The sequence below is a fragment of the Bathymodiolus thermophilus thioautotrophic gill symbiont genome, assembly GCF_003711265.1.
GTDB lineage: Bacteria > Pseudomonadota > Gammaproteobacteria > PS1 > Pseudothioglobaceae > Thiodubiliella.
In genome coordinates this window covers 1,513,682-1,535,889 of record NZ_CP024634.1, presented here as the reverse complement: position 1 = coordinate 1,535,889, position 22,208 = coordinate 1,513,682, and the positions used below count along the sequence as shown (strand labels likewise).

Sequence of the window (22,208 nt, the reverse complement as noted above, 5' to 3'; positions counted from 1 at the left end):
ATATAGTTCCTAGTGTAGAGTTACTCTTGTTTTCCTCTTTCCTTTTTTTCTTTTTCTTTTTTTCTTTTTCTTTTTTTTCTTTTGTTTCATCAAGCCAAACTCTTCATAACTTCAGGCATATTATAGCCAACCTTCGCACCAGACCACAATTGATTAACCTCTCTTTTATAGTTAGCCACACCTTCGGTATCAGCAAAGGAATCAAAGGATGACATGTATTCAACTAACTTACTGATTTGTGCCTTGTCTAAATAGTGATAGCGGTCGTTGTTGGTGTCAATGCTGATGCAGATTTTTGCGCTTTCATTGCTGTTGCTATTGGCAAAATAGTCTTCAATTAACACGCTGCCTTCTTGGTTGCGGTATTGTTTGGCGATGTCAACGCCGGTGTTGTCGCTTTGGTAATCGCTGTCGGCTTTGTTGGGTTTTATTAACGATCGGTGTTTAATCAAAAGGTTGTTGTTGCTTTTGTAATACATGGTGTCTTGATAACTGTCTAAATCAAAAGCGATGTAATCGTCTTTATCGGTGATGATTGTGCTAAAGATGTTGTCGTTGCCAACGATGAATATATCGGCGCCTGTGCCACCAGTAACTTTGTTTTCTGTGCCGCCTAAATACAATAAGTCATCACCTGATCCTGCGTCAATCTTGTTGTCGCTTGAGTTTTTGTGCATATATAAAGAATCATCGCCGGCGTTTGCCATAATAGAAGACTGATGGCTGGCGACTTCTAGTTCGTCGTTGCCATCGCGTAGATAAACGATGTTTTTGTTGCCAAATACTTTGCCGTGGTCATTACCTTTGCCTAAGTCCATGACATTGTGAGCACCGATTAAAATGCCGATGTCATCGCCAGTGTGACCGTGAATTTTGCCATAATTGCCAGTGGACACTAGATAGTCATCGCCTTCGTTGCCGGTGATATAGGCGCCCTCTCCAAATGCCCAAAGTTGGTCTCTGCCGGTACCGCCAAACAAAGTGTTGTAGCGACCTGAGGCAACGCCAATGTCATCGCCTTCGCCACCAATAAACATGTGGTTTTGTCCGACATACACGGCGCTGTCATCGCCTTGGTTGCCGCTGATGGTGTTGCCTTCGCCAATGACATAGGCGACATCATCGCCTTTGCCACCCCAGACATTGTTGTTGGTGCCCATGAGTGCAAATAGGTCTTTGCCGTCGCCACCCCATGCGAAGTTTTGGGCACCTATGTTGAAGAACAAATCGCCGTCATTGGACATAAAGCCAATGTCGGAGAAAAGCTCAAGTGCTTTGTCTTTTATGTTGGCAGAGTCTGTGGAGATGCTGCTGGATAGGGTTTCTGCCAGTTCTGGTAAACTGCTTAGGGTTTTGATTAGATTGGGTGTGAACATATTAAACAATGAGGGGAGTTTGAGACCGCTAAAGCCGAAGGCTTTGTTGCTTTTGTTCTTTTTGGATTCGCTGTCGTTGTCTCCTGTGTTTGTGTTGTTGTTTTCATCTTTGTTGTTTTCATCGTTATCATTGTTATTATCGTCGTCGTTATTGTCATCATCATCGTCCTTATCTTTGTCTTTAATGCCTAATGCATCTAAAGTGTTTTCACCCATGTCTTTGAACGATTCTCCTCCAGCGACTAATGCCTTAACAATGCGTTCTGGTTCAGATAAGGCGGTAATGGAGTTGCTAAAGGTGTCGGATACGGTGCCTAGGAGTTCTTTTAATAAATTTGATAGGGATAAATCGGGGGTGTTGGCTACGGCTTTGTAGATGTGACCGAAGTTGGTGTATTTGTAACCCAGTATGTCGCCGAAGGTGATGTCTTTTGCTTGGGATGCCATTCCGTTGAGAATGCCGTTAATCAGTTTGGTTTTGACATTGCTGGGGGTGTAAGTAAAGGTGGTTTTGGGTTGGCCGTCTAAGGTGTAGCCTTGTTGCATGATGCCGAACAAGGAGGCGACGGTGGTGTCTAAAACAGAGGAGAAGGTATCGCCGAACATAAAACTAAAATTGCCGTTGCCAATGAGGATGTCGGAGCCTTGTCCGCCGATTGTGAGGTTTAAACTAAAGTTGCTGATGTGTTCTTTGAAGTTTTGCTTTGCTTGTTGGCGTTTGCTTTCACGCTGCATAAAGTTATTGGCTTGTTTGTTGAGTGCCATTTCTATGTCGTATTTTAACCCTCGGTCAGAGACTGCGTTTTGACCGCCACTGATTAAGATTTTCTCATAGTTGGTGTCGCTGGTTCTGTCTAAGGAACTCATGCTGGTGGCAAACTTCTTGGTTTTCTTCCAACTCCATAAGGCGTTTTGTCCAGAGTTGCTTATGTCTGCCATACCTTGTAAAGAGCCTAAGATATTGGCAGAGCCGTCAAAAGGATTGACAAATGGAATCATGGGGAAAGAAGGGTCGGTGGCAATGATTAGGTCGTTTCTAACGCCGTGGTTGACCACGACATTTTTAGTGCCTATTAAGATTTGCACACCTTCTAATGCACGATAGCCCCCTATTTCAACAAAACGACTGCTGTCGCCTATATCGCCGATGCTGACTAAAACATTGTTGCTGCCGTACATCAGTGTGTGGTGTGCGCCGTTGCCGACTTTGACATCTACATTGGTAGAGCCACCGAAGAGAGAGGCGTGGTCGCCACCGCCGATATCGATTTGCACATTGAGAGCGGGGGCGGACATACCGCCTGTTTTGGTGTTTTCATTGTCGTTATTGGCAGGGGCGTTGCCATTGGGTAATCTTCTGAGTTTGTTTTGGTTAACGGAATTGGCAAAATCAGTTTGGCGTTTGTCGATATCGTCTAGTTTTTGTTTGGTTGTTTCTGTTTCCGATTCTGATTGTCCTTGCCCTTGCCCTTGTCCTTGAGCGTGCTTGTCGCTTGTTTCTTGATTTTCTGTACCTTGTGCGCTTTTGTCATTATCCAAGTCTTCGTTTAAGCGTCTACCATTGTATTTAATCAAAGTGCCTTCGTCGTTATACACTCTGCTAACCACAGCGCCAGTTGCGCCAAGACTGTAAACGGTTTTGGCAGCACTGTCTTTGTGCATCCAATTGCCTGCACCTGTGTTTGAAGTTAGTTTTCTGCCGTTTTCATCAACAGCAACATAACTGCTTCTAACTGCAACAGGAGCTTTGATGTTTGATTGACTGAGTTTTTCGACCATTCTTCTGCCATATTGACTGTCGTTATTGTCAGTAGGATTGTCTGATTCCATATTACAGCCAACGATGCTAATGCGTTGTATGTCTGCATTGCCTGCCAAGGCTCGATTGAGTTCGGTAATATTTGCACTTAATTCATCAGCAGTTCTGCCGCCCATGGTTTGTGTGCCGTCCTTCTCTCTGCCATAACCCACAGCCACCATTTTGACTTTGCCAGTAATATCCTCAAGATCAAGGCCGTAAACCACTTGATGAGTGCCGTCTTTTTGCATTTGCACGATGGTGGTTTGTGCGGGGTGTTTAGAGGCAAGTCTAAAGGTGCTGTCTCTAACATTGCCATCGGCTTCGGTTTGAATGAGGACTTGGTGGTCGTGGTTGGCTAGGCTGGGTTGGGGTTTTTGGGCTTCTGTGGTTAGTTTGTTGATTTGTTCTTGGCTTAAGTCGGCCCAGTTGTGAATAGGGGTGTCTTGGTGGGGGGTGGTTTCGGCTAGGTGGACTTCATTAGGAATTGCAGTTGCTACACCCTCCCTATTGGTATAAAGCACAAGATTCGTATTCATGTTTGCCACTCTTATATTTTGATTATATCGTGATAACTTCCGAGCTATATTGCGTGTATAGTTTTCTGGAATAAATGACAAGTCGCCTGCTGCTGAATCTTTTGTACTGCAAGGAGTTAATCTAATAGTAACTTCTCTCTCTGGCCTTACCTTAATGCTTTTTTGCAAATTTATAATATGATTAGATACGCCTTCACTACCCACTCTTTTCAAGTCAGAGACCCGACCCAGCACATGGACTTCATATCCTCCTTGTATATTAGCATCAGTAACTATATTGCCATATGAATCATATACTCTTACCTCATTTGTTGCGGGATTAAGTATAGCAATATAGCTGTCATTTGGGTTCATCATTGTCATTACATTGGCGTATTTGTCAACACTACTGTCATTGGATATTTTAAAAATAATATTTCTTTCAGGAATGCGTGGAAATTTAGGCGCATAAGGCAAATCGAATGAATAGTTACGAAGCAAATAATTGTCAGTTTTCATATTTCGCTGCATGTTCACTTGAGCGTCTTTGTATCTATTCGCCACCCGCGAAACTTCTTCCACATAGAGCATTTGAGTCTTAGCCTTCCTCAATTCATCTATTTTCATTCTATTAATGAGGCGTATATCTTTAATTTTTACATTAGGGCCAAGTGTTTTGCTAATACTACTTATATTGTTTACAATATCAACACTATCATCAAATGTAAAGCCAACCCTAACATCTCCTGTAATTAAAGAAAGTGGTGTTCCATATATAGTTCTAAACCCATTCTCTGAAACTTGAACGATACTTGTATCACCTTTAAGATGGGAGTCGGAAGCCAAATGATAAGAAGCTAAACTCCAAGAATCGGAAGATTGAATAACAATATTATGGTATTTATTTAACGAATCGTTGTCAGACTTATCTGCGCCATTTTCTATTCCTTGTAAAGAAGTTCTTTGGGATTCTTCAAGTGTTGGCCATGTTAATGTTTCATTGCCTTGTATAGCAATGCGTCCAACCTCATTGTTTACAAGTATCGTGACATTAGATTTGTCTTCATTATTTTGTGCGTGTATGGCTACAGTGCCTTTATTGGTGTAAAAATCGGGTCCCTCTGAAAAAGTTTTTTGTATTTTGAATAAACTTTGATCGGGTCTCATGTCTTTGCTTAAAACTACCCTTGTTTCTGTTGCATGTTTTTTAATATCAATTTGTGGAAGTGCATTTTCAGCAGAGGATATTTTTCCTTGTATTTCGGCAAGATCATCTAAATCATTTAATTCTCCAATGAAATTTACCTTTAAGCGATCACCATCTTTGAACTCAAAATTATGATCATCTAGCACATCGTATCTTTGATTGGATTTATCGTAAACCAACGCTACATAATTTTTTCTAGAAATATCTGGCGCAAGCTCTTGTATGGTTCGCTTGAAATTCGCCCTATCATCAAATAAAAATACTTGAAAACAACGGGCATTCACAACATCTTCTATTGCTTTATTAAATTTTGATGGTTCCTTGCGCTCTACTGTATCGTTAAAATCTGTTAGCATAGGCTCAAAATTATTGTTATCGTCAAAAACAACGATCTGCCTGCTTCTTTCAAATAATGCAGGGTAATCTATTGATATTCCATCGCCTTTTAAAGGCACCCCTTGTATGGTAAAGAATGGATTCATATGTTCAATAATCCCTCTTCTTATTGGATCAATAACAGCATGAGAATCTAAAACAACAATCTTGTAAGCATCATTGTTATAGCCATCTAAATTTTTTTCTATATGATCAACAAAAGCCCTTCTTTGGGTAGGTGTCAACTTCTCAGTATCTGCTATAAAAACAATAAATTCAATGCCTCTAGTATTCCAACTTGATTGCCAAGAGCCTTGAGTGTCAAGAATATGTTTTTCAAGTGGCTTCAGAGAAAGGCGATTTGCATGGTCAAGGTAAAACTTACTGAGCTGCACAATGCTAGTATTATATTGATCAAGGACTTGGTTGCTTCCATAGCCTCGTCTTGCCTGCTCAACTTCATTAGAAGTTATTCTGTTATACGCTTCGGAGATATCCTGAACCAAAGTGCCTGTAAATTCAGAATGAGGTGCGGCAACGAGAAAGTTATTATTAATCGCTAAGGGGTAGGAGCTATGAAGTGAATCAACTGTTTGTTGATAGGTAAAGCCATCCTCAGGGAATTTTTGGATATAATCATACAAAAAATTATCTTGATTAAAACGATTAGACAACAGCCCAACATCGGCATACATACCACCCTCAGTATGCAACACAGAAAACCTAACAACATCAGATGCACCTGCCATAGATCCATTTTTAAGTTCAAATTGGTAAGCTTCTTTCATTCCAGGCAACTCTGTGTCGTCGAATGATATAGGCGCCAATTCTAAATTTGGATTGTCCCCAGGAAAGTCACCCCAATATTTGTTGGATTTTTCTTCAATCTCATTAACTTCTGCTATCGGAACGCCTAACACATCAACCATAAATCCTTTTATGATATCACTGCTTAAGTCATGGTCTCCACAATAATCTGAGAATCTTTTTGTAAGTTTAATTGCTTCGTATCTACGATTACCACCTACAGTTAAATTGTTATTTACATGGGTCTGCATTCTTTTCTTAAGTTCATTCATTAATAAAGAATCAGGGTCGTAATGGAGGCGTACGGTTAATTTATCATTTTGCCTTTTGATGGCTTTAATGTTATCTAAATAACGCTCAGATATCACGCCACCCGTCCAAACATAATGAATTATATCGGGTATTTTGTTGCCTTTGGTAATGTTAACTGGAAACTTTTCATTCATTTCAATGCGATGCTCGTTTCTAGAAATGACCTCCTCAACATAACTTTCAAATGTTGCTATATGTGCCTGCATCGAAGGTGGAGGGGTGCCCGTATTGGAAAAATTACTCAATTTTTCTTTTACCCCTTTAAAGAAAGATATTTTTTCTTGTGCACTCATATCCTTATAGTCGAAAGCGTCAACATAGTTCCTGCACCCGAAAAGAATCCTATGAAATTCACTCTCTGCAGGGGTTCTGGCAGGCGCTGTTGGCGACTCTAATTCATATATTCGTTCAGAAATAAAATCAAATATTGTTAAACTTAACGGATTCTTAAGTTTATCGGCAGTGGTTTTGGCACCTTCAGTTTCTGAAACAATATCACCATTACGCCAACTATAAACCGTTTTAGCACCCCCTGTTTTCATGGTTTTGGTGCCATCATCATTGACTTGCACCTCCCCTGTTCTGCCAGTAATGTCCGCATTTCTTAGGGTGGGTATGTTATTATAAACAGCACGGGCAAAGTCTTTGGTTAAGCCCTTTCTAACGCTATTGGTGTCGCAACCTACCAAGGCAATGCGTTCAAAATAAGTATTTTCATTGCCGTAAGTGTCATTAATTTGCTTGACCTTATCAACCAATTCATCCATGCCACTTTCGTCTGTCACAAAGTTTTCCCCATGATCAACAAAACTAAGTCGCACATTGCCATTAGGGGTATAAAGCTCATTATCTGCGGTGACTAATTTGTTATTAGCATCAAAATGAACAATGATGCTGTTGTCAGGGTGTTTGTTAGCAAGGTCTTGGGCAGCTTTAATTGCGGTATCGCTATTGCCGTGTTGGACGATAATATTGGTTCGGTAGTTGCTGAAACTTTTTACGGGTTTGTAACGAAACATCATATCATTAGATACACTGGACATATCTTGTGTTAAAAAAGACATGTCAAGCTGACTAGGGGGACGAATGTCCTTATCAGTCATCACTTCGATTCTATCGATTGGTTGGGGGTTATCTGGTTGATACAATACAGTGGTTCCAGCAAGCGCACTTTTAAGGTTGTAGCTGATAATAGTAAGATCTTGTTGTTTTTTTGCTTTATTTATTAATTTATCTTTAAGTTTTGGATCTTTTTTTAGCGATGCTTCATCAACAAAAATAGCATGCATTCTATTGTTTTTATTGAATTTTTCAAGGAAAATTGTTGCTTTTTTATTCAACTCTTTAAGCCCAATTACATTCATTCTTCTCACGCCTTGATGGCCAGGACTATCAGGTAGAGCCATTGGCGGTTTGGCAGATCCTGGGTCAAAAACATAAAGTTGCCCATCTTCACCCATTAGCATTTGAAAATCGGGAATATACAAATCTGGATTTTGTGCAAACTTATCCAACAAATTTTGAATGTCATCCAAGGTTCTTTTTGTTGTGCGTTCAGTTTTCATTGTTGTAGCAAAATTCGGTCTAACCAGTTTCGAATCAGGAATGCGTTCAACTAAAACCCCTTGGTGCTTTTGTTGATTTTGATCGGTCATAACAATGGTTTTATAGTATTTTGGTGTTTTAATACCAAGTTCTCGCATTTTATTAATCCAGGCAACTTCGTTTTCCAAGTTGTCGACTTTTATTGATGCCTTGGCGTCTAATTGTAAGAACAACAGATCAGGGTGGTCTTTTAAAGTATAAGCAGTTTTCATGGAGCCCTTACTAACCTCCTTACCTATATCGTTATAATTCAATGAATCGGGTATATCTGTAGAAGGCGTATCACTCAATCCCAATTTTAAACTTGCTAAAATTTCGCCAATATGCGCAGAGCTTTCTGTTGCCCAAACAGTCTTGTTATCTTCATAATCCCAACTATGAATGATTTTTTGGTCTGAACTACTCATTGTTTTAGAGCCATCTGCATTAATTTGCATATCGCCTGATCTGCCTGTAACACTGGCACCTCTGAGGTATTCTCGTGTATAAAGTTGTTCGGCGTAACGCTTGCTAAGATCTTCGTTGTTACAACCCACTAGGGCAGCACGATTTAAGTAGGCGTGACTGTCCACTGAATCTATATCATAGTGTTGAGCTATTCCATCAGTGTAATTTGCTAATTTTTCAGCACCAACTTTTTCCAATTCTTCTGGATGCCCAACAATATTGATTCGTACACTCGAATCAGGTATAAACTCCTGGCCGCCTGGAAAAACCAATTCACCTTGTTCGTTAAGTGTCACAACAATACTATTTTCAGGGTGTTTTTTATATAATGATTCAACGGCATTCTTGGTAATTTCATCTTCGCCAATTGACAAAATAATGTTGTATTTATTTTTGCCGTTGCTTTTAAGGTTTAAGGCTTCGTATCCCTTGAGAGTGTTTACACGAAAGATAGAGTTATTGCTTTGTTTCCAACCTTGTTTCCTGGCGAAATCAAGGCATTCTTTTTCTAGATTAGCACTTTGGTTTTTATTATCACGGGCGATGACTTCAACGGTATTAAAAGCCAAATTTTGACTGTTACTTGGTTGATGAACAACTTCTTTTCGACCTGTTGCAATGTCATAAGTAACAATAACTCTATTCTTATTTTCTTGTGCATCGCTTAGCATCTGTTGTTTTAGTGTATTATCGGGTGACTTCCAAAGTTGTTTGTCAACATAGGTAATGTGTTTGAGCTTTTTGTCGGTAAAGCGCTTATGGTGCTGTAGAATATGTCGTTCAAATGTCTGTAGAGAATCTGACTGAGTCGCATTGTTCCCGCTGTTTGTAGGCGACATATCGATACTCAATGGATCTATAATATAAAATTGACCATCTTCGGCAACAAGCCCTTGAAAGTCTGACACAGAAAGAGTGGGGTTTTTTGCAAATATTTTTTGCAAATGTTCGATATCTTTTAAGGTTTTGTCGTTGCTATTTTTGAGTGCTTTTCGCAGTTTATTCCCAAAAATCCATCTTTTGCGCGTTAATTTCATATCTTGCGCACCTTTAATTTTTTGCACAACCAAACCGTGTCGTTCAGTCTTGGTTCCATCATTGGCTTCATCTACAAATTTGATTTGTTTATAGCGCCTAGGTGTTTTCACGCCAAGAGAGTCTAATTTTTCTAACATCCTTGCTTCTTCTTCAATATCGTAGACCCTGCAGCTTGGCTCCAATAGTAGCACTAATAAATCAGGTTGATTTTCAATATCGTAGGCAGTTTTATACATACCCGAGCCAATAGGGAATCTTGTATCGACTTCTTTACTGGTTAATGTATTCGGAATACTGTCTATATCAATAGTATCAGATGCGCCTTTGGAACTTGCACCACCCAGTTTCAACCCACTCAACACCTCAGCCACCCGCTTAGACTCTTCAGTTTGCTGGGTAACGATATCCAAATCAGCATTCCACTGATAAATCATCTTTTCACCCCCCACAACCATGGTCTTGGTGCCGTCTGGGTTGATTTGTATATCTCCATGTCTGCCGGTTATTTCGGCACTTTTTAGTGCGGGGGTGTTGTTATAAATGGTCTTGGCGAAGTTGCGGGTGAGGTCTTGGTTGGCGCCGTCGGTGCTGCATCCTACTAGGGCGATGCGTTTGATGTTGGTGTTGCTGTTGCTGTAGGTTTGGTGGAGTGTTTGGGCTTTGTTTGCGAGTGATTGTGCGCCTTCTTGGCTTAGGTTGGTGCCGTGGTCGACAAAGTTAATGCGGGTGTCGCCTGTGGGGGTGTAGGGGGCGCCTTTGAGGGTGATGAGGTTGCCGTTTTGGTCGAATTTGACGAGGATGCTGGTGGTGGGGTGTTTGTTGAATAAGGCGTTGGCTGCTTCGATGACGGTGGGGTCGTTGCTGTTTTGGACGATGATGTTGCTTTGGTATTTGGATGTTTTTTGGGTGGATTGGGGGTTGGGTTGGGTATTGGGTTGGGTGCTAGGTTGGGTGTTGGGGGTTGTTGGGGTTGGGGTGAAGGGTAGGCCTCTTTTTGCGAAACTGTGTCTGGTGAGCCAGTTTGCGTGGAGTCTGGTGTTGGCTCTGTTGGTGGTGATGGCTTGTTGTAGTTGGGCGACGATGGCTTGGGTGTCGATGTCGTCGTCGGGGTCGTCGTCGGTGTTGACGGTGTAGGTGTTGTTGAGGGTGTCTTCAACTAGGGTGTTGATGGATTTGCCGTTGGCGATGATGTGGTATTCTATGCGGGTTACTTCGATGTCGTTTTCTTGGCCGTAGAGGTATTCTATTTGGTTGGTGGTGGTGTTGTAGTAGATGACAATGTCGTGTTTTGTTTTGAGTTGCATTGCTAGGTCAACATTTGCGTTGGATAGGCCGGTGATGATAAAGATTTGAGGTGCTTGGGAGGAGGGTAAGTTTTGGGGGGAGGGTAAGTTTTGGAAGAAGTGGTGATTGATTGTGGGTTTGAACCATTTTTGTGCTGTTTGGGTGTTTTGTTCTTCTTGGGTGTTTTGGGGGTTGTTGGGGTTATTGGGATTGTTGGGGTTGTTGTTATTGGTGGAGGTGCCTGTTCTAGAGTTGTTGTTAAGTTGGTAATTGCCAGAGGTTTGGTCGAAGGTGTCGTTGTCGCCTAGAGGGTTGGTTGTTGAGGTGGACATTTTGGCTTTTATTGAGAGTGAGGATTTGTTGTCGTCAAACATTTGGATGTTGGATATTTGGGCGCCGATGTCGTGTAAGGCGCTGTTTGAGAACAGTTTGGTGTTGGCGCTTAAGATTTGGCTTGAGGTGTAGAGTAAGGTGCCTTTGGTTGCTTGGTCGTTGGCTTTGATGAGGTAGTAGTTTATGGTTGTGTTGTCTCGTTCTATTTTTAGATAATCGCCTGCTGAGTAGAGGTATTGGTCGGTGGGGAATTCTTTGACGCATTGGTTGTTTTCGTAGACGGCGTTGATGTTGCCGGTGTTGTTGATGTGGATGGCAAAACTTGTTGTTGGGTTGTTGTTGTCGTTATTATTGTTGTTGCTGTCGCTGTTGTTGTTGGTAGACAATCCAACCATTAGGGCTTTGTTGTTGCTGCCTATTTTGACGATAACGCTGCCATTGTCTGTAAAGCCTTTGGCGGAGGTGATGTTGGTGTTCCAGCCGGTGTTGGCGGTTTTTTCGTAGAGGTTGCCGGTGTGGATTATGTTGTTGCTATTGTTGTTGTCGTTGGCGTTGCTGTTGTTAATGTTAAAGTTGGTGTCAAGGGGGATGTTGGCGAGTTCTATGGAGCGGGTGATGTTGCTGAAGTTGATGTTGTTGCCGTGTGTGTCTTTGACATCGATGAGAATGATGTCGTTTTTGTTGTCGATGTCAAAATCTTTGGCGTTGATTTGGTCGTTGATTGTAACGGTGTGGGTGAACTCTAATGTGTTGGTGATTGTGCCGTTGGTGCCTGTGAGGAAGAAGGCTTTGTTGGCGATAATAATTTTGTTGCTGCCGACTTTGGCGAGGGTAACGGCTTCGTCTAGGGTTAGGGTTACTTTGATTTCGTCGCCAACATTGAATTCGCCGTTGCTGTCGGCAACATCTCTGTTGATGTGCCAAGCGTTGTTTTTTAGGGGTTCTGGGGCGCCGGAATCGATGGATAGGTTTGAGTTTTTGCCAAAGATTTCAATTTCACGGAAGTTTTGTGCATCGCCGCTAAAGGTGAGTTTGACTTGGTCGAAGATAACATAGGTTGCGGGGGTGATGGTGACAATGTTGCCGGCATTGCTGATGGTGCGGCTGAGTACCACGACGCCGTCTTTGAGGAATTCAACGACTGAGCCGTTGATTCTGTTGGTGAAACTTTCACGGTTGTAGAGTTTAAAACTGCCGTTGCTGTAGTTGGCTGCGCCAAAATCAAACAAAATGTGTTTGCCGTCGGCATACATGGGGTGTGTGGCATAATCTAGGGCACCGCTTGCACTGGTGTTGCCATCGGTCATGCGTTGAATGTTGGTGGCGGCGTCATCGGTGTACCAACTGCTAACATTGGTGCTGATGGTTGCCAATCCTTGTTTGCTGAGGCTTAGGTTTTGTATGTTGGGGATGATGTCTATGCTGTTGGGAACCTTGCTAAGGTTGATGTTGTTGCCGTCTGTGTCTTTGATGTCGATTAGGACAATGTCGTTGTTTTTGTTGTTAATGTGAAAGGCGGTATCAATTTTGTCGTTGACTTGAACGGTGTAAGCGAACTCCAGGATGTTGGTGATTTTGCCGTTGACGCCTGTTAAGAGGAATTCTTTGCCGGCAATGATGACTTTGTTCTTGCCGACATTGGCGAGGGTGATGCGTTTATCTAGAGTTAGGGTTACTTTGATTTGGTCGCCGAGGGTGAAGACGCCTTTGCTTATGTTTTTGCTTTTTTTGGTGTTGTTGTCGCTGTTGTCGTTGTTGTCGTTGTCGTTGGTGCTGTTGTTGTTGGGTATGCTGTTGGTGTGCCAGGCGTTTGTGATGGGTTTGGGGGCGTGTACATCGATGGAAAGTGCTGAATAGTTGCCGCTAAATATTTGCATTTCTGACAATGTGGCGCCGACATCGTGGAAGGCGCTGTCTAAGAACAATTGGGTGTTGGCATTTGAGGTTTTTTTGGAGGTGTAAAGTAAAGTGCCTTTGGCAAGGGGGCCGTCGGCGGCTTTGATGTGGTAATACTTTATGCTGGTGCCTGAGCGAACGACTTTCATGTAGTCGCCTTTGGCGTAGGTTACGCCTGTGCAGTATATGCGTTCGCTGGATTCATAGACGATAAGTGTCTTGTTGGTGCCGGGGTCGGCGTATAGGGCGTAATCTAGGCTGTCGTAAGAATTGTTGCTGTTGTTGCTTGATAGGCCGAGCATTACTTTTTTGTTGGATGCGCCAATTTTGGCGATGACATAGCCGTCGTTAACAAAACCTTTGGTGGAGGCGACATCGGCATTCCAGTTGGCGTTGGCGGTTTTTTTGTAAACGCCGTTGATGTGGGTTATTCTATTATTACCGCCAATGACAAAGTCGGTGTTAAGGGATGCATTGGCGAGTGAGACGGCGCCGGTAATACTGCTGAAGTTGATGTTGTTACCGTCGGTGTCTTTGATGTCATTTAGGACAATGTCTTTTTTACTGTTGATGTTAAAATCTTCGGCGTTGATGTTGTCATTGGCTTGTACGGTGTAAGTGAATGTTAGGGTCTTGGTGGTATCGCCGTTGGTGCCTGTTAAAAAGAAGTCTTTGTTGGCGATGGTGATTTTGTTGCTGTCAACTTTGGCGAGGGTAACGGCTTCGTCTAAGCGTAAGGTTACTTTGATTTCATTGCCAACGGTAAAGGCGCCACCGCTATCGGCAATGTCTCTATTGATACGCCAAGCGTTATGTTTTAGGGGCTCTGGGGCGCCAGCGTCTATTGATAGGCTGGCGTTTTTGCCAAAGATTTCAACTTCACGGAAGTTTTGTAAATCGCCATTAAAGGTGAGTTTGACTTGATCAAAGACAATGTCGCTGCTGGGGGTGATTTCAATAACATTGCCAGCATCGCTGATGGTGCGGATGGAAACCACGACGCCGTCTTTGAGGAACTCAACGACTGAGCCGTTGATTCTACTGGTTAGGATTTTGCGGTTATACAACTTAAAACTGCCGTTGTTGTAATTAACCCCTTTAAAATCAAATAAGATGTGTTTGCCATCGGCATTTTTTGGATGTGTGGCATAATCTAGTGCACCGTTTGCACGGGTGTTGCCATCGGTCATGCGTTGAATGTTGCTGTTGGTGTTGTTGGCATACCAGCGGGTGATGTTGGTGGTGATTGTTGCCAGTCCTTTGTTGTTAAGGGCAAGGTTTTGGCTGTTGGGGGTGATGTCTATGCCGTTAGAGAGGTTGCCAAAGTCGATGCTGTTGCCGTCTGTGTCTTTGATGTCGGTTAAGACAATGTCGTCTTTGTTGTCAATTAAAAAGGCGCTGTTGATTTTGTCGTTAAGTTGAACGGTGTAAGCAAACTCTAAGGTTTTGGTAACGGTGCCATTGGTGCCGGTTAAGAGGAATTCTTTGCCAGCAATAATGATTTTGTTACTGCCAACTTTGGCTAAGGTAACGGCTTCATCGATGTTTAGGGTTATTTTAATTTCATTGCCAAGGGCAAAAGCACCTTGGTCGTTAACAGTACCACTGATGTGCCAAGCGTCCTTGGTGGGTTTGGGGGCGTAAACATCCACTGAAAATGCCACATGACTGCCACTAAATATTTGCATGTTTGATAATTTGGCACCTGCACCATAAAGAGAACTGTCTAAAAACAATTGGGTGTTGGCATTTGAGGTGTTGTTTGAAGTGTAGAGTAAGGTGCCTTTGGCAAGTGCGCCGTCAGCTGCCTTAATGTGGTAGTACTTGATGGTGCTGCCTGATCTGGCGATTTTTATATAGTCGCCAACGGCATAACTCACTTGTGTGTCTTTTTTGTAATGACCTTTTTCATAGATTAAAAAGGTATTGTCGGACACATACAAAGCATAATCCATATTATGGGTGCTGTTGTTGGTATTGACACTTGAGAGCCCTACTCTCATGTGTTTGCCAAGGGAGCCAATCTTGGCGATGGCATAGCCATCATTGGTAAAGCCTTTGGCGGAAGTGATATTGGTGTTCCAATTGCTTGCAAGGATTTTTTCATACACGCCATCAGTGTGTGTTATGGTGCTCAAGTTAGGCAAAACAAATGAATGAAAACTGGCAATAAGAGGTTTGGTGTTAATAACAAGGTCGGTGTCAATCAATTTGTTGCTCAGTCCAACAGGGCTGGTGGCATTGCTCATATCCACTGAATTGCCTTTGTCATCTACCACGCCTGTTAAAAGAACATCGTAACGCATACTGGTGGCAATCAGTTTGTCGTTGGCTTGAATGGTGTAGGTAAAATCTAAGGTATTGGTAACGGTGCCGTTGGTACCTGTTAAAAGGAATTCTTTGCCGGCAACCACGATTTTATTGCGACCGACATTGGCAAGGGTAACGCGTTTGTCTAAAGTGAGTGTTGCTTTGATGGTATCGCCAATGGTAAAGATGCCTTTGCTGTTGGCGGGTTCGCAGTCTATGTGCCAAGCGTTGGTAGTGGGTTTTGGTGCGTAAACATCGACGGAAAGAGTGGGTTTGTTGCCACTTAATATTTGCATCTCTGATAACTTAGCACCTATGCTGTGAAAGGCACTGTCTAAGAACAATTGGGTGTTGGCATTTGAGGTTTTGCTGGAAGTGTAAAGTAAAGTGCCTTTGGCAAGGAGGCCGTCAGCGGCTTTGATGTGGTAATACCTTATGGTGGTGCCTGAGCGAACGACTTTCATATAGTCGCCAATGGCATAAGCAACACCGGTGTCTTTTTTACGATCGCCATTCTCATAGATGACAAACTTACTACCGATACCGCCATCTGCATACAAAGCATAATCTATGCTGCCGTAAGAATTGTCGGTGTCGTCACTGGAGAGTCCAAGCATCATGCTTTTGCCAAGGGCGCCAATTTTGGCGATGACATAGCCGTCGTTAACAAAGCCTTTGGTGGAGGTTACATCGCTGTTCCAGCCGGCATTGGTGGTTTTTTCATAAACGCCGTTGGTTAAGGTGATGCGTTTATCACTGCTGATGGTTAGGTTGTTGTCAAGTGAGGTGTTAGACAGTTTGACGGGGGTGGTGTAGGTGATGCTGTCAAAATTAATGTTGTTGCCGTCGCTGTCTGTGACATTGTTGAGAATAATGTCGTTTTTGTTGCTGATGTTAAAGTACTGGGCGTCAATTTTGTCGTTGATTTGAACGGTGTAAGTGAATACCAGTGTGTTGGTAACGGTGCCATTTTCACCGGTTAATAAGAAGGCTTTGCCAGCAATCATAATTTTGTTGCTGCCAACCTTGGCTAAGGTTACGGCTTCGTCTATGGTGAGGGTTAATTTGATTTTATCACCGAGGGTGAAGACGCCGTTGTTATCGGCGGTTGTGGTGTCTATTTGCCATGCGTTGGTGCTGATGGGTTTGGGTGCGTAGACATCTACTGAGAATGGCAGATGATTGTTGCTGAATATTTGCATTGCTGATAATTTGGCACCTACGCTGAGAAAGGCGCTGTCTAAGAACAATTGGGTGTTGGCATTTGAGGTTTTTTTGGAGGTGTAAAGTAAAGTGCCTTTGGCAAGGGGGCCGTCGGCGGCTTTGATGTGGTAATACTTTATGCTGGTGCCTGAACGAACGACTTTCATATAGTCGCCAATGGCATAAGCAACACCGGTGTCTTTTTTACGATCGCCATTTTCATAGATAACAAACTTACTGCCGATGCCGCCATCTGCATACAAAGCATAATCTATGCTGCCGTAAGAATTGTCGGTGTCGCCACTGGAGAGTCCAAGCATCATGCTTTTGCCAAGGGCGCCAATTTTGGCGATGACATAGCCGTCGTTAACAAAGCCTTTGGCAGAGGTAACATCGGCATTCCAGCCAGCGCCAGAGGTTTTTTCATAAGTGTCGTTGGTACGGGTTATTCTGTTGCCACCGCCGATATCAAAATTGGTGTCAAGTGATGTTTTGGAGAATTGTATGGGGCTGGTAATACTGCTGAAGTCGATGTTGTTGCCGTCTGTGTCTTTAACATCAGTTAGGGTGATGTCGTATTGGTTATCGATATTAAAGTCTTTGGTGCCTATTGTGTCGTTTGCTTGAATGGTATAGACAAATTCTAGGGTGTTGGTGCTGGTGTTGTTTTCACCGGTTAATAAGAAGGCTTTGCCAGCAATCATAATTTTGTTGCTGCCAACTTTGGCTAAGGTAACGGCTTCATTTAAGATGAGGGTTACTTTGATTTTGTCGCCAATGGTTAGGATGTTGTTTGTGTTGTCTGTATTGTCTGTGTTGCTGGTTTCGCCTTTTATGTGCCAAGCATCGGCAATGGGTTTTGGTGCGTGTACATCTATGGTGTATGGGCTTATGTTGCTTAGTCCCTTGACTAGCTTTACATGGGTAAGGGTAAGGTTTTTGTCTTTGATGGAGGTGTCAATGTGTAGTGCTGAGGTGGCGGATATGCCGGTTTGGGTGGCGAGTATGCGGAGGGTGTTGCCGTTGTGGTCGAGGTGGTAATAGCGAATGGTGGTGCCGTGGCGTTCAATCTTAATTTGGTCACCTGCTTGGTAGCGATAATTTAAATCGGTGTATTTGGTGTTGTTGTTGCGAACATCTTTTATTTTGTTGTTGTGAATAAAAACGGCGTGTTCAATGGTTTTGTAACTGCCGTCTGGGTTGTCGGTGGACAGGCCGAGCATCAAGCCTTTTCTGGCAGAGGTGGCGTTTAGGGTAAAAATGGCATAGCCATCGCCGACAAAACTTTCTTGAGAAAAGGCATCGGTATTCCAAGAGGCATCGCTTGATTCTTTACTAATGGTATAACCTTGGAATGTATTGCCAGATACGCTTAAGTTGCGTTGGTCAAATTTAGTGGCAATGGTGTTGTTGAGTGAGATGGGGTAAATGATGTTGGTAAAAGTAGGCGGATAGCCGTCGTTGTCAGAGATGCCACTGATGATGAGATCGGAGAAGGATTGAATGGCAAAACTTTTGCCTTGGGTAAAGGCATCGTTGATTTGGACGGTGTGTTCAAAGATTAATTGTGTGTTTTTTACTGTGATTTCATCTGGATTGGTAGAGGGGTCGGCAAACCCTTTGTTGGCACAAAGGGAGAAGACCAAGCCGTTGATGATGACCTTGGAGTCGGCAGCGTATTTTGCTTTGCCTTCTTGGTATTTCATGGCTCTGTCCATGGTTAAGGCAATCATGACTTTATCGCCTATTTCAAAAACACTTTTGGTGGCTGGGTGTTGGCTTGTTGGATAGACTTTCATGGCAACTAAGGCAGGTCCTTTTTGCTTGATGGCTTTGCTGCCGATTTCTTGATTTTTTAGATGGGCATCTCCCAAGCGTTGACTGGCGCCTTGTTGTTCCTTTTGTTGGTGTAATTGATTCTTTTGGTTGCGTTGTTTGACATTGTTGAGCTCTTGTTGTGTTTTGCTTTTGCTTTTGTCAATGCCACCTTTGCTGTTTTCGATGTCTTGATTGGCACCGTTTGTTATTTTGTCGGTGTTGCCGAATTGTGTATAACTGTTGTGGTAATCGCTTTGTCCACTTTGGTTTAGTTCGTCGAGTCCGGTGGAATGTGTTTGACTTTGTCCTTGGCCTTGTCCTTGGCTTTGAGTTTGAGTTGGTATTAAACTATTGTTGTTATTGTTTAAAAAGGCTGTTACTGTTTGTGCGTCATGATTGGCGTCTTCTTCGTTGACTCGTGTGTCGGATTTTAAAGTGTTGACGGTTTGTTTGTCTTTGCTTGATTGGGTGTCTATATCTGAATCTTCGTTGGCGTCTGTGTCTTGGTATTGTGATTGGTCAATGTCTTTATTGGCAGAGTTTACATTTTGGGTGTACTCGGTTTTTGTTTTGGGGGTGGAGTGGCTGGTGCCACGGAGTTTGGTTGTGTCTGCTTCATCGCCGTTGATGACTGTGCCGATGGTTTGGCTGACTAAGACACTTTTGGCGGTTTCTTTTAAGTTAGACAGCATGCCTTGCATTAGGGCTTTCATTTTGGCGGTAACGCTTTGTTTGTTGGTGCGTATTTCAATCATAGCGCCGTAGAAATCGCCGTCGCCGATTTTGACAGTGATGTTGCCTTTGCCTGCGGCTAAGGCGACATTCATACCATCGCCATAGCGTACATTGATGTTGTAATCGCCTTTCATAACAGCGACATTAACGCCGTGTCCGACGCGGGTGTTGAGGTTGTATTTACCAATCAAAGCGTTGACGGCGATGCCATCGCCAACAAGGGTGTTGACATTGAATTTACCGATGGAAAGCCCGACATGGAAGCCGTCGCCGACTTTGGTGGTAATGTTGGCTTTGCCGATGGCAACCATTGCGCTGTGGCCAGAGCCGACTTTGGTTATCAAATTGCCTTCGCCAATACCAATTTGCAAACTGTCGTTGTCGCCAACTGAGGTGAGTATATTAAGTCGACCGATGCCAGCTTGTATGGTTTGACCGAGACCGACTTTGCTGATGACATTAGCATCGCCAATGCCAACACCTAGCATAGCGCCATTACCGACATGGGTAATGATATTGGCTCGACCTACAGCAAATGTGACCATACTGCCTTCGTTGTTGCTACCGAGTAATGCAGCGCCAGTGGCTTTGAGTGCGTCAAAGCCTGATTCTAAGAATTTTTGTGGGGCAGAGAAGATGTCTCCTCTTGGGAACAGACGATGTCTTTCTAAAACGGGGTCTGAAACGATGGCGTCAAGTGGGGACACGGTAACGCTGAAGTCTGCCAATGAAGAGATTCGGGTAACGATGTTTGCTTGGCCTATTACTAGGCTAACGGTGTTGCCATCGCTGCTGCCTGCTAAATTAATATGGGTCACAATATTGGCTTGACCGATGGCGGCTGTTATTAGATTGCCTGCGCCAATTTTGGTAACAATATTGGCTTCACCAACGGCAAATACAACTGAGAATCCATTGCCGATATGGGTAAAAATATTACCCCCTCCAATCATGGTTGCTAAGGTGGTGCCATTGCCAACTTTGGTAAAGACATTGGTACATCCGCCTATCATTAAAGCGGCACTAAAGCCGTTGCCAATATGGGTGAAAACATTGGCAGTGCCTGCAAGCATGATTGCGACTGAGGCGCCGTTGCCAATTTTAGTAAAGATATTGGCTTGTCCCCCTATCATCAATACAGCACTTGGGCCATCGCCAATGTGGGTGAAAATATTACCCCCTAATGAAAACATAACTGCCAATGTAGCACCGTTGCCAACTTTGGTGAAAAAGTTAGCACCTGTGGATATCATTAATGCAGCAGTCATGCCGTTGCCGACATGGGTGAGGACATTGCCAGTGCCAAACATACCGACAATAACATCGCCATCGCCGACTTTGGTGGCAATGTTGCCTATGCCTAGCATAAGTAAATAAACATTGCCATTGCCGATGTGGGTAACAACATTGGCAAGACCGAACAACAGGGCTATTATATCGCCATTACCTGATTTGGTAATAACATTGGCACCGCCAAGCATTCTGGTTTGAATATCGCCATCGCCGATGTGGGTAAGGACATTGCCACCACCATACATAGATATGTTAATGTCGCCATTGCCGTCTTTGGTAACCACATTCAAACCGCCGAGTAAAGAGCCGCTAATGTCGCCTGTAGAAAAGTCAGTGAAGACATTGGCACCAGCCAAAAGATGGAGTATGGAATCTCCAGTGCCCTCTCTGGTGATGATATTGGCACCACCGAACAATTCAGCACTCAAGGTGCCGTGTCCTTTGTAGGTAACAATATTGGCTATGCCAATACCTGTCAAACTTAAATCACCTTTGCTAACATCTACATTGACGATATTGCCTAGAGAAATAAGTATTAAATTTGTATCGCCACGACCGTATCTGTCTATTTTGTTTAAACGGAAGCCGCCGAGTTTTGCTTTTAATTTGCCATCTGTTGACCAAGTAACGATATTACCACCACCCAAGATGGTTAAATCTCCATTGCCTTTTATGCCAGAACGGGTAATAAAGTTACCACCACCACCGCCTATAAAGGTCATATTGCCATAATCCCCTGTGTGATCAACTTTGTTGATAATGCCAATGCCTTTAAACGAAAGGTTGCCATTGGCAGAATGTTTGACAACATTGGCACCACCACCGCCAATAAAGTCGGTGTTGCCATATTCGGCTGTATTGATAACATGATTACCTATGCCTACACCTTTGAAGAAGACATTGCCTTTGTATCCGCCTCGTCGTTCTACTTTGTTGTATCCACCAATGCCTCTAAAGTTAATGTTGCCTTGGTGCGTGATATTGGTCACTTTGTTGTAAAAGCCTGCACCTGTGAAAACAATGTTGCCTGAAATGCCTCGTCGTTCTACTTTGTTGTAAGCACCTATGCCACTGAAATAAATATTGCCTTGGTTGGCAGTGTTGGTCACTTTGTTTAACGCACCAGCACCTTTGAAATGAATAGTGCCACGCTCTCCACCTCGTCGTTCCACCACATTCGACATACCGGCACCTGTGAAATCAATATTGCCATACTTGACATCGTTGATTACCCTATTTGAAATACCAATACCTAAAAATGAAATATTGCCTGTATTGCCATGACGATACACATCGTTACTTGCCGCTGCACCATCAAAATTAATATTGCCCGATCGACCCGTATGTCGCAAAGTCATTGCCCCAGAAAGACCCGTCACAGACATATTGCCCCAATCGCTTTTATTGATATTCATAAGGCCAGCAGCACCATAAATACTCAAGTCTCCCCAAGTGTCATAAACATCAAGCTTTAAACTGGCAGCATAGACCGTGTCATTCCCCCCATGCATATAAACACCATCCCCCCATACGGCAAAACCAAGCGCAGTTAGTGTGTTATCGCCATCATCTCCAACATAACTGCCGGTTACAAAGTATACAATGCTGTCGACAACGGATCTGAATATGTTTACTACGGAGCCCATGGGAGCCTTGGGTTTGTGGGTGAATATAGAGGGTTAAAAGTGGGTTTTTGATAATAACTTGTGTTTCTATAATAACTTATATTTTTTTTGTAAGAAGGGTTGTGTGTCATAAATATAGTTCCTGGTGTAGAGTTACTCTTGTTTTCCTCTTTCCTTTTTTCTTTTTCTTTTTCTTTTTCTTTTTCTTTTTCTTTTTTTCTTTTGTTT

Annotated in this window: 1 protein-coding gene; it reads right to left on the bottom strand. The window is 43.1% G+C overall.

The features are described 5' to 3' along the window. Positions 1-89: 89 nt before the first annotated feature. Positions 90-22,001, bottom strand: a complete 21,912-nt coding sequence (locus tag MS2017_RS05365; RefSeq protein ID WP_122951513.1) for a C80 family cysteine peptidase — start codon at positions 21,999-22,001, stop codon at positions 90-92. Between the last annotated feature and the right edge of the window lie 207 nt (positions 22,002-22,208).

Bases quoted from the DNA above. Each gene is read 5' to 3' on its own strand.
- MS2017_RS05365 (WP_122951513.1), bottom strand. From the start codon at position 22,001: ATGGGCTCCGTAGTAAACATATTCAGATCCGTTGTCGACAGCATTGTA.